Origin of the sequence: Sphingomonas palmae (assembly GCF_900109565.1) — a bacterium.
Lineage (GTDB): Bacteria > Pseudomonadota > Alphaproteobacteria > Sphingomonadales > Sphingomonadaceae > Sphingomonas > Sphingomonas palmae.
Window position 1 is genome coordinate 39,220 of the sequence record NZ_FNZZ01000008.1, and the last position, 15,980, is coordinate 55,199.

The following is a 15,980-nucleotide window of genomic DNA, read 5'->3' on the forward strand; positions in this document are numbered from 1 at the left end:
GGCGGTGGAAGCGATCTTCAAGCAGGGATTGTAAGCACCGATCCCGCATCAACGCGGACGCCCGCGCCAGTGATGAAGCTGGCGCGCTCGGAGCAGAGGAAGGCGGCGACCGAGGCGACTTCCTCGGGGCGACCGCGGCGACCGAGCACCATGCCGGGTCGTTCTTCCTTCAGGAAGCTGTCGATCGCCTCGTCGAAGCTGGTGCCTTTTTCCTCGGCGCGCTTTTCCATCATCTTGTCGGTCATCGGCGTTGCGATGAAGGCGGGCGACACGGTGTTGACCAAAACGTTGTCGCAACCGTACGCCTTCGACAAACCCTTCGCCAGGCTCAGAATTCCGGCCTTGGACGCACAATAGGCGAGCTCGTCGACGTAGGGTTGCACCGCGTCTTCGGACGCGAACAGCACGATCCGGCCCCAGCCCTTCGAGCGCATGGCCGGGATCGCCTCGCGGCACATGCGGACCGCGCCCATCAGGTTGATGTCGAGCGTTTCCTGCCAACCCGCGTCGTCTACCTCGAGGAAATCGCCCGTCGCGCCGGTCACGCCCGCCGCGTTGACGTAGATGTCGGGGTCGCCGAGCTTCTCGCGGACTTCTTGCCAGAGCTTCTTCACCTCATCAGGCTTTTGCACGTCGGCCGCGACCGCGATCACCTCGCCGAGCGTTGAAAGCTCTTTCACCGCCTCGCCGATCGTGTTGTCGCCCTTGTCGGTGATCGCGACGCGGCATCCCGCCTCGAGCAGCAGCCGCGCGGTTTCCTTGCCCATGCCTGAATCGGCGCCGCTGACCAGTGCGACGCGGCCCTTGATACCTAGATCCATCAACGCTCTCCTTCTTGTTTGATGTGGCGGACGTGCGCCGCGATTAGCGCGGCGAGCGCCTCGGGCTTCTCGTAGGGGATGAGATGCGCGGCCTCCGCGATCACCTCGACCCGCGGATGAGTGTAGTGCGGCGCGTTCAGCCGGCGCTGCGCGTCCTCACCAAGGTCGCCGTCCTCCGCGCCCGCAACGATTAGTGCGGGTAGGTTGATCACCCCTGCCTTTGCGTCCCAGTCCTCGCGCGCGCCCTCCTTCAGCCAGCCACGCCACGCGGCGGGCGAACTGCCGCGCACATCCGCGATCGCCTTCTCAGCTAAATTGTGCGGCAGCGGGCCAGCGGTGTTGGCGGCGACGAACTTCTCGGCCTGCGCCTGGGTGGCGGGACCATTGGCGAACCAGTCGAGCATCTCGGCGCGGCGCGCCTCATCCATCGGCTCGGGCGCGGGCGGCGAGGCGGCGACGAGTACGACCCCAGCGAGCCCGGCGGGGCGGCGGGCGGCGGTGAGCGTCGCGATCTTACCGCCCATGCTGTGGCCGACGACGATCCAGCGCGCGCTGTCATAGCGCGCGACCTCACCCGCGAACCAGTGGAGCGTGTCCACGACGCTCCAGTGCCCCATCGCGGCATTGTCGCCGAACCCCGGCAGGTCGAGCGCGACGTTATCGTGGCCGGGCAATGCCTCGATCACCCGGTCCCACGACCGCGCGCTCGCGCCCAGCGCGTGGAGGAAGAACAATCGCGTCATGCAAATCCGGGTCAGTGAAGCTGATGCACGTTAAAGACCGGCGCGTGCGAAGCGTTCCCCCGCTGCATCGGACGCGCGCGAAAAGCCGGCCGCAACCATGCACTTGGCCGAAATTACGCGAGCCAGGGAACAATCCCAACTTATGTTGGTTGGTGCGGCCAAGGGCCGGCACTTCGGGGTTTGCCTCCACGCATGTACCCCAGGGACATTGATGGCCGACGAGACGAGTGAAACCCCGCCCGGCGGCCCGCCCCCGCATCTGGCCGGCATGGCGAACCACGACATGGGGGATGATCACAACACTATCTTCTTCGCGGCGGTGAAGACCACGCGAATGCCGATGATCGTCACCGACCCGAACAAGCACGACAATCCGATCGTCTTCGCCAACCCTGCGTTCATGAACATGACCGGCTATGCGTGGGACGAGCTGGTCGGGCACAATTGCCGCCTGCTACAAGGCCCCGATACCGATCGTGACACCGTCGCGGAGGTACGCCGCGCGATCGAGCAGCGCCGCGAAACCTCGGTCGAGATCCTGAACTACAAGAAGAACGGTGCCTCGTTCTGGAACGCGCTGTTCATCTCGCCGGTGTTCGATGCCGACGGCAAGCTGATCTACTTCTTCGCCTCGCAGCTCGACGTGACGCGCCGGCGCGATGCCGAGGAAGGGCTGCGTCAGGCGCAGAAGATGGAGGCGGTTGGGCAGCTGACCGGCGGGGTGGCACACGATTTCAACAACCTGCTGACCGTGATCCAGGGCTTCGGCGACATCGTGCTCAACAATCTGGAGAAACCGGGCGAGTTCGACCGTGCCAAGGCCGCGCGCTCGATCCGCGCGGTCATGCAGGCGGCCGAGCGCGGCGCGACGCTGACGCAGCAATTGCTCGCCTTCTCGCGCAAGCAGAAGCTGCAGGGACGCGTCGTCAATCTGGTCGACCTGATCGACCAGTTGCAGCCGCTGATCGAGCGGACCGCGGGCGGCGCGATCAACATCAAGATCGAACACGCCGAGAAGACGTGCAATGCGCGGATCGATCCGACGCAGGCCGAGCTCGCGATCATCAACGTGCTGCTCAACGCGCGCGATGCGATGCCGAACGGGGGCACGATCACGATCCAGGCCTCCAACCGCACGCTCGAGGCAGGTGACAAGGGCTTCGGCGAGCTCGAACCCGGCGACTACGTCATGCTGACGATCGCCGACCAGGGTACGGGCATGTCGCCTGAAATCCTCGCGCGCGTGACCGAGCCGTTCTTCACCACCAAGGACCAGGGCAAGGGCACCGGGCTGGGGCTCTCGATGGTCTACGGCTTCATGAAACAGTCGGGCGGGTCGCTCCGGCTCTACTCGGAGGAAGGCCACGGCACGACCGTGCGCATGCTGTTCCCGTGCGAGGCTGCCAAGGTCGAGCCCGAGGGTGCGCAGCCGCAGCGATCGATGGCGGACAAGCACGGCAACGAGACGGTGCTGGTGGTCGAGGATCAGGTCGACGTCGGCGACTATGCAGAGGCGGTGCTGACCGAGTTCGGCTATACCGTGCTGCGTGCGGAAAATGCCGACCAAGCGCTGGCGGTACTGGATGGCGCGGGCGTGAAGATCGACCTGCTGTTCAGCGACCTGATCATGCCGGGGGGCATGAACGGCGTGATGCTGGCGCGCGAGGTCAAGCGACGCCGTCCGCGGATCAACGTGCTGCTGACCACCGGCTACGCCGAATCCTCGATCGAGCGCGTCGAGGCGCGCGGCGCGGAATTCGAACTGATCCAAAAACCGTACAAGCGCACCGAACTCGCGACCAAGGTGCGCCGCGTCATCGACGGTCCGACCGGGGTCGGCACGCACGGGGCATAAGCAGAACCGATACCAAGAAGGGGAGTGCAGATGGAAAGCTACTACCGCGAACAGGCCGCATCCTGCGCCCGCGATGCCGACGCCGCGACGCTCCACCACGTCCGCGAACGCTGCCGTCGCTCGGAAAGCGCGTGGCTCCAGATGGCCGACCGCGCCGCCCGCACCGCGAAATTCAAGGCGGCGAACGAGGGGTGATCTACCCCGGCGCGTGACGCGCCCGATCGAGCCGGGCTCAGTCGTACCACCGATAAGGACGACCGCGCCCGCGTTCGCGCGCGCGTTGATGCGGCAGCCGGGTCTCAAACCGTTTCATCTGCGTGAGGTAGTCGGGATCGAACCGGCTCGCGCGCCGCAACCAGTATCGATAGCCGGCGCGATCGCCGCGGTTGAAGGCGTCCATTGCGAGATGCTGCGCAGCATATTCATACCCGCCCCTGTCCGCGCGGCGGTACAGCCCTGCCCTGCTAAACCGGTCGGCCATCCGCCCAGGACGATCAAACGTATCGGCGAGCGTCACCATCGCCGAACAATCCCCGCCAAGCGCCAAGTGCCAAGTGCCAAGTGCCACAGGATCGGTGTCCAAAACCGCAGCCGTGCGCATCCCTGATCGCCCAATAGCGGGCCCATAATCGATCACGCTTCTCGCAGCTGTTGCGCCGAGCCATCCATCATCTCCTTGCTGCGCGCCGTATCACAGGCTGGCCACGTCGATGATCGCACCACAGCCGAGCGCTGGCTGAGCAGGTTTCCACTGCCGCGCGTGCCCCTCTGGGCGTGCACAGCTCAGTCATAACGCCGCCTTTGCTCCACCGCTTACAAACGCAAACAAGAATGTCGTTCTATATCAGTGCTTTACCGTTGCGCCAGAACCACTTACCAAGACAGTGGTTATCACGCTTTATTATTATGTTATCGCTGTAGATAATACGACAATGATTGTTGCTTATTTTGTGTCATAGATGACACATTAGTTTACAAAGACGTATTCCCACTCACATGATCGTTGCGCCGCTACTACCGCTGCAACATCATCCTCTCGGGCCGAAACGGTCGCAACATGCCGTCACCGGGGGGTGACGAGAGGGGAACAATAAGTGGCATCACCGATCCGTCGTTATCTGCTCGCGTCCACGTTGCTGATGGGCGCGTTCGCCGCGGCGCCCGGCGCTACGGCGCAGGTGACCCAGCCGGCCGAAGCCGCGCCTGACGTCAAGGACGAAGCGGCCGAGGTGCCCGCGACCGACATCGTCGTCACAGGCTCGCGCATCGCACGCCCCGACCTCACCACCGCCAGCCCAGTCAACATCGTCAGCGGCGCGGAGATCGCGTTCCGCCAGCCCGCGACCGCCGACGACCTGCTGCGCAGCCTGCCCGCAGTGCGCCCGAACCTGGGGCGCGCGGTCAACAACGGCTCCGACGGATCGGCCTCGATCGATCTTCGCGGCATCGGCACCAACCGCACGCTCGTACTGCTCGACGGTCGCCGCATCGTGCCGTTCGGGCTCGACAACATCGTCGACACCAATGTCATCCCGGTCGCGCTGCTCGAGCGTGTCGACGTGGTGACGGGCGGTGCCTCGACCGTCTACGGCGCCGACGCGGTCGCCGGCGTCGTCAACTTCGTCACCAAGCGCAACTTCACCGGCATCGATGCGCGCGCGCAATATGGCATTTCGGACCGCGGCGACGCGCGCCAGTTCAAGGCCGATCTGCTGATCGGCTCGAACCTCGCCGACGATCGCGGCAACGTCGTGCTGGGTCTTGGCTATACCAAGGCAGCCGAGCTGCTGACCACCAACCGCGCCGCGGGCGCATTCCCGATCAGCTCGGTCACGGGTCTGTTCAGCGGGTCGACCGCGTCGGTGCCGACGATCTTCACCTCGCCCAACGCCAACGCCTTCTTCGGCACGACCGCGGGCGCGCAGGGTGTGATCGGCGGTGTCATCAATCCCGTCACAGGCGCGCTCGACCGCGCAACCGCGGGCAACACCTATAACTCGAACCTCGGCACCTATTACCAGACGCCGATCGACCGCTACAACGTGTTCGCACAAGGCCGCTACGAGATCACCTCAGGGATCGAGGCGTATGCGTCCGCCATGTACACGCGCAGCGAGGTGCGGTTGCAGCTCGCCCCCTCGGCGACGTTCACCAACACCTATCAGCTGTCGCTCAACAACGCCTATCTGCCCGCGGCCGCGCGCAACCAGCTGTGCGCCGCACGCGGCATCACCGCGGCTGCCTGCGCCACCGCGGCCGCGGTGCGCGGTGGCCCTGGCACGCCCGGCTATCTCGAGATCCCGGTGATCGCGCAGCGCCGCTTCACCGAATACGGCCCACGCGGCAATCCGATTGAATCGCAGCAGTTCCAGGTCCAGGCCGGCCTGCGCGGTGAGATCGTCAGCGGGCTGAAGTACGACTTCTCGGCGCAGTACGGCGAGACGACGCAGAACCAGGACCGCGAGAACTGGGGCTCGTTCACCCGCGTCCAGCAGGCGCTGCGGTCGTACAACAATGCGGCCGGCGCGCCGGTCTGCACCGACACGTCGAACGGCTGCGTTCCCCTGAACCTGTTCGGCGCCGAAGGCTCGATCACGCCCGCGATGATCGGCTTCTTCGACCTCGACGCGCGCATCCGCCGCAAGACGCGGCTGACCGTCGTCAACGGCAACATCACCGGTGATTTCGGCAGCTTCGCCTCGCCCTTCGCCTCCGCGCCGATCGGGTTCAACATCGGTGGCGAGTATCGCAAGATCGAGGCCGCCTCGTTCCCCGACTTCCCGTCGCAGATCCAGGGCGAGGTGCTCGGCACCGGCGCGCGGACCCCGCCCGATCGCGGCCAGTACGACGTGAAGGAAGCGTTCGGCGAAATCATCGTACCGCTGATCGCCGACGTGCCGTTCCTCTACCGCGTCACCGCGGAAGGCGGCATCCGTTACTCCGACTACTCGACCACCGGCGGTTCGACGACGTGGAAGGCGGGCGGCAGCATCGAGCCGGTGCGCGGCTTCAAGTTCCGCGGCATGTACCAGAAGGCGGTCCGCTCGCCCAACATCTCCGAGCTGTTCCAGAGCCAGGTGCAGGGTCTGGGCAATCTGACCACCGACCCGTGCCAGCTGGCGCTGCCCAACGGCAACGCCGGGCTGACCGCGTTGTGCGTCGCGACCGGCGCACCCGCGAGCACGATCGGCAGCATCTCGCCGCCCTCGTCGACGCAGATCAACGTGACCACCTCGGGCAATCCGAACCTGGATGTCGAGCGCGCCAGCACCTACACCTTGGGCGCGGTGATCGCGCGCGAGGACGTGCTGCCGGGCTTCTCGCTGACGGTCGATTACTTCAACATCAAGGTGACCGACGCGATCACCACGCCGGCGCAGGGTGACATCCTAAACGGCTGCTACTCGGCCGCGCTCAACCCGACGTTCGCGTACAACGGCTTCTGCCAGCTCATTCAGCGCAACCCGCTGAACGGCACGCTGAACGGCGCGGGCGAAACGCCGGGCGTGATCCTGGGCGGCTCGAACCTGGGCGTGATCCACACCGCGGGCATCGACATCGGCGTGGCGCAGCGCATTCCGCTCGAGGACTTCGGCCTCAACAACGCGGGTGCGCTGAGCGTCGGGTTCAACGCGACCTGGCTCGACTATTACCACTTCCAGGCGACGCCGAACTCGATCAACCGCGACTGCACGGGCTATTACAGCACCAACTGCACCAACCCGCGACCCGAGTGGAAGTGGAACGCGCGCGCGACCTACTCGCTCGGCGGATTCGACGCCTCGATCCTGTGGCGCCACATCAACCGCGTCGACCTGGAGCCGTACCGCGCGACCGCGACCACCCCGCTGACGACCGCGCAGCCAGGCGGTCCGAACCCGGCGCTGTCGGGCAGCTCGACCGTGGTCATCAACGGCGTCACCTACACCGGCGTGCCGACCGCGGGCATCCAGCCGGCCTACCGCTCGATCGACGCGTACGATTACTTCGATTTGGCGCTGCGCTTCCAGATCAACGACCAGCTCGACCTGTCGCTGACGGTCGACAATCTGTTCGACAAGAAGCCGCCGATCGTCGGCTCGGGCGTGGGCGGCACCGCGTTCAACAGCGGCAACACCTTCCCGACCACCTATGACGTGATCGGCCGCTACTTCACCTTCGGCGCGCGCGTGCACTTCTAGGCGCCGGCGACATACCTGCGGGCGACCGAGACCCCGCCCGCAGTGTCCGCTCAGCCGCGTGAAGGGCCCCCACCCTTCGCGCGGCCTTTTTGGCTATCCCAGCCTGTATTCCGATATTTGGATGGCTCTCCAGCGGTGATGAGCCAGATCGAACAGATGACGGCTTGCGACGGTTCTCTCGGGTACGCGGCCCAATCTGCTAGGAACGACTGACGCGTCGAGCGACAGCCCGCGTCATCGACCGTACCTTGTCGCGTAGTTTGACTGATCTCGACGCACCGGAAATCCAACCCCGGCTTTTCGCCTCGGCATCCAGTGCATCGGCTGCCGGGTCACCGGACGACAGGTCGCTTTGGATCCATTCGGCAAGCAGCTTCTCATCGGACCACTCACCGATTGTTTCTGGTAAAGGATGAGGATCGGACATCGGATCAGCATAATGGCGCAACCCAAGTTTACAAAGCAGCGCCTTCACATCCTGATCGAGATTGGACTCAAGGCCATGCATTTTTGCAGACTGGTACATTCGCGCTGGTCTCCTGCACACGCTGCGACCTTGCCCCGCTCGATTAACCACCAAGCGTTACAAACCGGTTAGTTCCTGGCACGCCAACTCACAGCGATCTGACGGGTACCGTGAGATCGCATGCAGAGGATTGGAACAAGGCAGGACGGTGCCAAGACCATGCGTGTTATTGATAGTCACTTGCATTAGCTGTCTAACCTCGCCAAGAGGCCGCCATAAGGTTCTTGGAGGAACACCATGTCTGCCCTGCTCGCTACCCTGATGGCGGCTGCCGATCCCAGCGCGATCGCCGTCGCGTCCCCCGAAGCGGCGCCTGCCGACACGAGCGCGACCGCACCGCAGGCCGGAGAGGACATCGTCGTCACCGGCGCGCGTACCGAGGGCAGTCAGGATTACACCATCCCCGGGCAGACCACCGCGACGCGGATGAACCTGTCGCTGCGCGACACGCCGCAGTCGGTCAGCGTCGTGACACGCGCGCAGATCGAGGATTTCCAGCTCAACGACGTCAATACGCTGCTCGGCACCGTGCCCGGCATCAACGTGCAGGCGGGCGAGACCGACCGCGTCTATTTCTCGGCGCGCGGGTTCGACATCCAGACCTTCCAGATCGACGGTATCGGGGTGCCGTTCGCCTTCGGCATCCAGACCGGATCGATCGACACCGCCTTCTACGATCATATCGAGGTGGTGCGCGGCGCGCCGGGGCTGCTGTCCTCCACCGGCAACCCCTCGGCCGTCGTCAACTTCATCCGCAAGCGCCCGACCAGGGACCTGCAGGTGCGCGCCTCCGCGCAATACGGCTCGTTCGACCAGTATCGCGGCGAGGCGGACCTGAGCGTGCCGATCACCAAGGACGGCAGCATCCGCGCACGCGCGGTCGGGGCGTATCAGGACGGCGACAGCTACCTCGACCGTTATGGTCTTCGCCGCTGGGTCGGTTACGGGATCGTCGAGGCCGATCTCGGCACCAATACGACGGTGAGCGGCGGGTACGGTCACCAGGATCACAAGAGCCGCGGCGCCATGTGGGGCGCGATCCCGCTGACCTACACCGACGGTACGCCGCTGAACTTCGACCGCTCGTCGAACGTCGCGCCCGATTGGTCGAGCTGGAACGTGATCGACCGGCAGATCTTCGGCGACATCACGCACCGTTTCGGCAACGGCTGGATCGCGCGCGCCTCGGCGATCCGCCGCGCGACCGATGAGAACAACACGCTCTTCTACGTCTACGGCAACCCGGTGCGCGGCGCCCCGAACGGGATTGGCACCGACGCCGATGGAAATCCGGCCGGGATCGCGAGCTACCCGGGCAAGTTCCGCGCGACCACGCGCAACCTGACGATGGAAGCGTACATCACCGGCCCTGTCACGCTTCTGGGTCGCGAGCACGAGATCAATATCGGCGTGAACCGCAGCGCGCAGGAGTACGTCCAACTCTCCAGCTACGACAACAGCACGATCGGCAACATCCTCCCCTACCCCGGGCTGTTTGATGGCAATTTCCCGCTGCCCAATTTCCCGACGACCTTCTCGACCGATCCGGCATCGAGCCAAAACACGCACACGCGGCGCGAGACGGTCTACGGCCTCGTCCGGCTCAACCCCGGCGACGGCGTCAAGGTGATGTTCGGGGGCAACGTGACGCATGCCAAGAGCACCGGCTTCTCCTACGGCGCGAACACCGACTTCGACGCGACGCGCTTCCTGCCCTTTGCCGGGGCGACTGTAGACCTGTCACGAAACATCAGCATCTACGGAAGCTGGGCAACAATCTTCAATCCGCAGAACCAGCTGCTCGACATCAACGACCGCATTATCGACCCGATCGAGGGCGAGAACCTCGAGGTCGGGCTGAAGGGCGAGTGGTTCGACGGACGACTCAACGCGACGCTGGCGGCATTCCAGACGCGGCAGGACAACACCGCCGAGGCCGCGGGGATCAAGACCGTCGATGGCGTCACACGCACCTATTACCAAGGCATCGATGCGCGCTCGCAGGGGCTCGAACTCGACGTCGGCGGGCAACTCGCCCCCGGCCTGCAGGTGACGGGCGGCTATACGGTGATGCGGATTGAGGACCCCGGGGGGCGCCCCGTTCGCCGCTATGTAGCGCGCAATACAGGACGGCTAAACGTCAGCTACACGCTCCCGATGCTGCCTGCGCTGAAACTCGGCGCGGCCGCGCAATACCAGAGCCGCATCATCTCACCGACCGGGCTCGGCCGCCAGGGCAATTACGCGCTGCTCGACCTGCTGGCGGCGTACAGCATCACCCCCAATGTCTCCGCCGCGGTCAATCTGCGCAACGTGACCAACACAAAGTACCTGACCGCAACCAATTTCGACGGCGGATATTATGGTGCGCCCCGGACAGTGATGGGGACGATCAGCGTCCGGTATTGATGCGGCAGGGCTGGACCGTGCGGTGGTAATGATCCAGCATACCGCGTGATCGTCGAAGGCTTGAAGGCTTCGTCGACACCGGGAGTATTACACAATGGCCAGGTACCGCTTGCTTACCGCATTCGTCCTTGCCGTCTCCTCATCCGCCGCAGTGGCGCAGTTCGAACTGCCCGACCCCAAGGTGTACGCCCGCGCGGAAGACCGCGCACGTGCCCGGTTGCGTGGGGTGCCGTGCACCGAAGCCGATGTCGGACGCGGCTGCTATCGGATGGGCAGCGCCTCGTACGCGAGTCCCCCTGCTTGACGTACCGCGATGGCGTTATCTATGGACTAGCGACAGCCAAGTGCGTCAAGATGACCCGCCCGCAACGCTTCCGCGGCATATGGGTCGACCACTTCGAGGGGAGGCGTTCATTCCTGCCGGCAGCACACCGCCCCAATGGCCTGACGGCAAACTGCCCCCGGCCGAGTGGCGTGCGCAGTACGAGCGTTCCCGCGCCGCTACGATCTAGCTCGACGTGGATCCCGAAAAGGTACCATCGAACTGGCATCGCGTCAGCAACGGGCAGTGATCGACTTCATCGGCCGCAAGACCCGCTATCCGGGCCATTATGGTCACATGGGAATGGCGGGACACGAGATCGTCGTCGATCGCATCATCTCGCTTCAAAAGTGCCCCGGCGCGGCGGGTTGCGATTGAACATCGCTGATCAACCAATTTGACCCCGCGCGCGGTTCCGCTACAGGTCGAGACGCGTCGGGGAGTGGCGCAGGCTGGTAGCGCACCTGGTTTGGGACCAGGGGGTCGCAGGTTCGAATCCTGTCTCCCCGACCATCTGAACATCATTAAGATTTTCATGCCCGCCCCGGCCGCGCGCCACCTCGACCGACGTACAAGCGGGCACCGCGCTCTAGAAGGCAGTCACCCCGGCCGCGCGGAAGTATACGGACGTGATCTACGAGGTCTCACCCCCAGGCCGGCTACCGCGAGTGGAGTGACGCCTTCATTGGACAATGGGGCCTCGTGGAGGGTGCGATCACGGCAAGCCGACGGTCAACATCGTCTTTCCTGTTCCTTTCAGGGTCGAGCGCTTCGGCGTTCGCGACGCCGTGCAGTCCATCCCGGGCAGCCACGTCGTGCGAGAGGTCAGCGTCGTGCTGACCGGCGCGGCCGACAGCTACGCCAAGCCGGTCGTTGCCGCGCCGCTTTGCAAGATCCTCGATGATCGTGCCGGCATGCTCGGTAGCGGTCCAGCGCTATCCATCAGCCCGGCCTAGTACTATCGCCGTTGCGCGCAGGTTGCCAGCAACGCCGGTGGCATCAACATGTCCGGATCCGACGCGCTGATCGGCTAACCCGCATCACCGTCCCGCTCGCATTCACGCTGCTCCGTGTGGTCGCCGATTGCATGCCCGAGGTCGACTTCCTCCAGGTTCTTCGCGGCCTCACCGTATTGGGCGACACGATCGACTATCAGGCGATGTAGCATGAAGGAGCGGGCGAGCAGCCGGGGCTGCTCGCTGGCTAAGTTAGACTGCGACGCCTTCTCAATGCCCCTGAGGTGACGCCGTGCGGTAGATATCGCTACATCCGATGCCGGATTGGTTAACGCCGGTGTCGATGCGTAACGATTGCCGCCGCAGTGATCGCTGCCACCGAACTGATAAGCATGAAAATGGCTGGCATGTGAGTTCCTTGATCAGCCCTGGCGGGGCGGATGATGCTTCTTGCCTCGCATGCGCGCTCTATGCTGCGCCGCATTCCGCCGCCATCGGACCAGCAAGTAGCCGGCAACGACGATCATTAGCGCAAGTATTGCATAGCCGACTACGTGACGTTCACTCAAAGCTAACCTCCCTCATGATCATTGGTTGTGGATCGCCTAAGCCGCCAGCAACGTTAGAAGACCCTCTTCACAGGTATACCCCCTCGCACTCTTGGAAAGTCTGCGCCTTTTTTTCGGACGATGAGCACCACTGCCGATATGTTGCATTTTCTCGGTAATCTCGCGCACGAGGCGTGGTCGAGCCAATCGTTTTCCAAGGTTGATAACGGCGCATGACCCAGCGACGATCCGGTTGAACACACGCAGGCCGCGCTGCTGCTTTCTGGTTCCATCGTCGAAATTGAGGCAACCGACATCCCTGCGCAATCACGTTCACCCCGCAGTTTAGCAGCAATTGCGTGTCGGGGAGGCCGTAGTGAAGCTCGCGCGGATCGCGCGCAGTGACGCTACTTGCCTGCGCTACATCTCCTCGAGGTTCTTCGCCGCGCTCCAGGCAGGGGTTAGCTGGGTCATCATATTGCGTATATGCGTATCGGTTGATGTGATGAATCTATACCGCGATGATATGGGCACGGTTGCTGCTCAGTTTTCATGCCGTGTTGCGCAGCCCATTGTGGCGCGAGTGGAAGCCGGCGACATTGGGCTGCGCGCGTTCGAGATCTTGCAGTCGGTCTCGCGCTGCCGAGATGGTCAGGGAAAGGTGAAAAGCTGGTAGAGTGACAGCGCCTCGGAGGCGAGCATAATGCGTTCGCCGCCTTTGGAAAGGATCAGGTGATCTTCTCGCCGATCCGCCAGCTTTGAAGATTCAGTCTTCTTTTTTACAAAACTATGGCATTTAGGTCATATCTATTGACATTCTCTTCAGTCCTGCGCAGCTGTCTGGTCATTATCCGTAAGATTGAAGACCCCGGGGGGGGGGCACCATGTCTGAACTTTCAGCATTTTTAAAGGAATTGCACGAGCACGTTGCTCCCGAAAACTCCGAGCAACGTCTACAGATAGGTGCCTCGACCAGTAAGCGTATCTATGGACTAGATGCTACCCGGGCCATCCTCCTGCTAGGAGGACCGCTTGTTCATTCGGTTTTTAGTTCGTATTCTACCCCTTTGTTGCAGTTAGCTGTTCAGACCAGTCATTTATTTAGAATGTCAGCATTTTTTATGATTGCTGCATATCTCGCTGCATTAAACACAAAGTCGTCTCAACCAAGATGGTTAATTGGGCGAATGCAGCAGCTACTTATTTCATTGGCCACGATGTGTGTTATAATGGAATTAGTTGGTCAGTGGGCAAAAGTTTACCATCCCAGTCTTAGCCTTACTCCGCCCCTTATACCGCTTCACCTTTGGTTTTTAGTTGCTTTAGCTGCAGTTTCACCAATTACTGGTATGCTTGACCGCAGCCTTCGTGCGCAGGGGTTTGTGACTTTTGTTGGGTGTAGACCTGTAGTTCTGCTGGGTTTGGCCCTGTGCACTTCATTACTATTTACCGTACTGGCGCGTAGCTTGCGAGACACAAGCTTTTCGTCTCTGACGTTCGTCAATTTGTGGCTGCCTGTGTTATTGGTTGATGCTCCCAAGCACGCGGTCTTTTACTTGCTAGGATACACAGTTGCAAGAAGTGCCTACTTTCGGCGATTTGTCTTCGACCCAAAGTTTGTCGCGACTGGGATAGCTTCTCTTGCTGCAAGTCTTTTAATTTATAGTCTTTCTGGAGGAGATAGCTTTCTCAACAGTGCTGCATCCCCTCTTAAAGTGGTAGTACTTATTATATTTGAGTGCACAAAGATACTTATGGGATTAACAATTCTCTCGTTGGCCTTGCGGTGTAGTCGCGCACCCACTTTACTGCTGTGGCTAAGCAAAGCTTCTTATACAATCTACCTGCTTCATTTTCCTTTTATTATTCTAATATCTTACAGCATTATTAATATATATCCAAGTATTAATTCATATATCTTATTCTTCACATGTTTTGCATTGTCTCTTGGCTTAAGTTGCGGCGCTTACGCTCTTATGTCTCACTCGCAAATCGCTATGTTCTTGTTTAACGGGAAGCAGATTCGCTTAGGTAAGGCAACAAAACTGCCATTTGTTGGCAAGCTTTTAAAAAGCCGCGATCTAACTACCGCTTGATTGGACTGGACCGGCAAGAATCGATTGGGTAATCTCAAGGTGTCTCAAAAAAGGCACGGTGCTGGTGTCGAACGAATATAATCGGCGGAAGTTTTTCGGTGGTGCGGTTTGCTACTCTGGCCTGGCTTTACTGTTGCCCGGCTGTGGCGGAAGCGACTCTGGTCCGATTACGGTTTCTCCAGTGCCACCCACCGGCAGCGCTCCGACACCAGCGCCGAGCCCAACTCCGGCCCCCAGTCCGCCGCCAGTAACAATTGCGTTTGCGGGATCCAGCAGCCCTGAGCAGTACCTCAGTCTCTACAACGGACCTGCCACTAATCCGCAGATTACTGCATCCTCAGACGGAGAAGTGTTTACACCTCTGGCTTTAGGTGCGTTTGGAAAAACGGCTGGAAATTTGATTAACAGCAATTCAGGCCGGCCCGTTCGATTTATCCGTGGCGGTATAGGTGCGACAACGCTTGCGCAATGGTCTAGTTCAAACTCACCGCAGCGTGCTGCGTTAGTGGCTGCGATCAAAAAAGCTGGTGGCGCAGATGCTATTCTCGTCCAAGTGGGTCGGAATGACGCAGCAAATCTTATCGTTTCTACTATCGAAGGTCAGGCAACCGCTTTGAGGTTTCTGATTTCAGCGCTTCGAACAGAAGCGGCTGTACCAAGTGCCATGGTTTTTATAGGATCCAGTCAAGACCTTATTGGTGGGACAACCGAACAACACTTGCAGTTGGCACGTCAGCGCTTGGCTGAAGTCTCGGTAGTAGCATCTGTACCCAATGTACGCTATGGCTTCTCGACGTACGACCTTCCAACAAGTGATAATATTCACCAGACAGAAAGTTCTCAGATTATTTCTGGCACGCGGTTCGGGGCTCAGGTTCTTGCGTGGCTAAAGAACCAACCTGAACAACGTGGACCGATCATCTCTCGCATAACTCTTGTTGATCAAAATCGAAGTGATATCGAGTTGCAGCTTAGCGTCGGAACGGATATCACACCAGGAAGTGGTATTGATGGCTTTCAGATAGTGGCTACAGATAATTTAGCAGAGCTAAACATTGTTTCTGCAGAGCGGCTCGGGCCGACAACGGTTCGCCTGACTCATGAGGCGCGTGGTAACCGGCAGGTTCGATTTGGGTATGCGTTAGACCATGACGTGAGTGACACCAATTGCTTACGAAGTAACTCGATCAATCAACTACCCGCCGAACCCTATGTCTCCAATCCGCTGTAAGTTGGTCGATTGAGTCTCTGCCTGCGGTCAAACTTAGAATCCTGGCACCTTATCCCACGGCATGCCACGGCATCACGCGATACATGGCCGACACAGGGGCGTTCGGCACCGCGGAGATCGTGTTGGGATTGTCCTGCCGTAGCAGCCACCCGCCCGCTGGCGTCGCATCAGTTGCTTGATCAGTTCGTGCATAACCTCTTTGCCGTCGAAGTGGGCCGCGCAGCTGGACCACCACACCACGGCTCAATCCCGGCGATCGGCGCGCAAGGACCATCAATCGGCGCCCGGAGCC

13 protein-coding genes and 1 tRNA gene are annotated in these 15,980 nt (G+C 61.5%); 10 read left to right on the forward strand and 4 right to left on the reverse strand.

Going from position 1 to position 15,980, the window contains the following annotated elements; translation table 11 throughout:
• Positions 1-17 precede the first annotated feature (17 nt).
• Together BMW51_RS15110 and BMW51_RS15115 are read right to left on the reverse strand one after the other, a co-directional pair.
• On the reverse strand, positions 18-821 hold the full coding sequence (locus tag BMW51_RS15110) for an SDR family NAD(P)-dependent oxidoreductase (protein ID WP_093007949.1): 804 nt from the start codon (positions 819-821) through the stop codon (positions 18-20).
• Positions 821-1,564 (reverse strand): alpha/beta fold hydrolase, encoded by a 744-nt coding sequence (locus BMW51_RS15115; protein ID WP_245708576.1) that lies wholly within the window; start codon positions 1,562-1,564, stop codon positions 821-823. The genes BMW51_RS15110 and BMW51_RS15115 overlap by 1 nt, the downstream gene beginning before the upstream one ends.
• Positions 1,565-1,775: 211 nt before the next feature.
• Between BMW51_RS15115 and BMW51_RS15120 the strand changes: the two genes are divergently transcribed.
• Positions 1,776-3,419 (forward strand): histidine kinase famiy protein, encoded by a 1,644-nt coding sequence (locus BMW51_RS15120; protein WP_093007951.1) that lies wholly within the window; start codon positions 1,776-1,778, stop codon positions 3,417-3,419.
• 30 nt (positions 3,420-3,449) lie between these two features.
• Positions 3,450-3,614, forward strand: a complete 165-nt coding sequence (locus BMW51_RS16155; protein ID WP_174195254.1) for a hypothetical protein — start codon at positions 3,450-3,452, stop codon at positions 3,612-3,614.
• A 37-nt stretch (positions 3,615-3,651) separates the two neighbouring features.
• On the opposite strand, the gene BMW51_RS15940 is transcribed toward BMW51_RS16155, so the two are convergent.
• Positions 3,652-3,939: a hypothetical protein gene (locus BMW51_RS15940; RefSeq protein WP_143051893.1), complete on the reverse strand. Its 288-nt coding sequence runs from the start codon at positions 3,937-3,939 to the stop codon at positions 3,652-3,654.
• A 574-nt stretch (positions 3,940-4,513) separates the two neighbouring features.
• Between BMW51_RS15940 and BMW51_RS15125 the strand changes: the two genes are divergently transcribed.
• Positions 4,514-7,600 carry a TonB-dependent receptor domain-containing protein gene (locus BMW51_RS15125; RefSeq protein ID WP_245708577.1) on the forward strand — a complete coding sequence of 1,029 codons (3,087 nt, stop codon included), beginning with the start codon at positions 4,514-4,516 and terminating at the stop codon, positions 7,598-7,600.
• Positions 7,601-7,799: 199 nt separating this feature from the next.
• Here BMW51_RS15125 and BMW51_RS15945 read toward each other — a convergent pair whose 3' ends face one another.
• Positions 7,800-8,126, reverse strand: coding sequence for a hypothetical protein (locus BMW51_RS15945; RefSeq protein WP_143051894.1), 327 nt, complete (start codon positions 8,124-8,126; stop codon positions 7,800-7,802).
• 237 nt (positions 8,127-8,363) lie between these two features.
• Between BMW51_RS15945 and BMW51_RS15130 the strand changes: the two genes are divergently transcribed.
• The 7 genes from BMW51_RS15130 to BMW51_RS15155 all read left to right on the forward strand — a co-directional run bounded on the left by BMW51_RS15130 (position 8,364) and on the right by BMW51_RS15155 (position 15,688).
• Positions 8,364-10,535 (forward strand): TonB-dependent siderophore receptor, encoded by a 2,172-nt coding sequence (locus BMW51_RS15130; protein WP_093007953.1) that lies wholly within the window; start codon positions 8,364-8,366, stop codon positions 10,533-10,535.
• A gap of 568 nt (positions 10,536-11,103) precedes the next feature.
• The gene (locus BMW51_RS16385; protein ID WP_281243253.1) at positions 11,104-11,235 is read left to right on the forward strand and encodes a hypothetical protein; all 132 of its coding nucleotides are present in this window, start codon (positions 11,104-11,106) and stop codon (positions 11,233-11,235) included.
• 58 nt (positions 11,236-11,293) lie between these two features.
• Positions 11,294-11,370, forward strand: a tRNA-Pro gene (locus BMW51_RS15135).
• Positions 11,371-11,645: 275 nt separating this feature from the next.
• On the forward strand, positions 11,646-11,813 hold the full coding sequence (locus tag BMW51_RS16160; protein ID WP_177171708.1) for a hypothetical protein: 168 nt from the start codon (positions 11,646-11,648) through the stop codon (positions 11,811-11,813).
• 924 nt (positions 11,814-12,737) lie between these two features.
• Positions 12,738-13,037, forward strand: a complete 300-nt coding sequence (locus BMW51_RS15145; protein WP_143051895.1) for a hypothetical protein — start codon at positions 12,738-12,740, stop codon at positions 13,035-13,037.
• A 208-nt stretch (positions 13,038-13,245) separates the two neighbouring features.
• Complete coding sequence (locus BMW51_RS15150; protein ID WP_093007959.1) at positions 13,246-14,457, forward strand: acyltransferase family protein; 1,212 nt, start codon at positions 13,246-13,248, stop codon at positions 14,455-14,457.
• A gap of 349 nt (positions 14,458-14,806) precedes the next feature.
• The gene (locus BMW51_RS15155; RefSeq protein ID WP_177171709.1) at positions 14,807-15,688 is read left to right on the forward strand and encodes a sialate O-acetylesterase; all 882 of its coding nucleotides are present in this window, start codon (positions 14,807-14,809) and stop codon (positions 15,686-15,688) included.
• Positions 15,689-15,980: the final 292 nt, after the last annotated feature.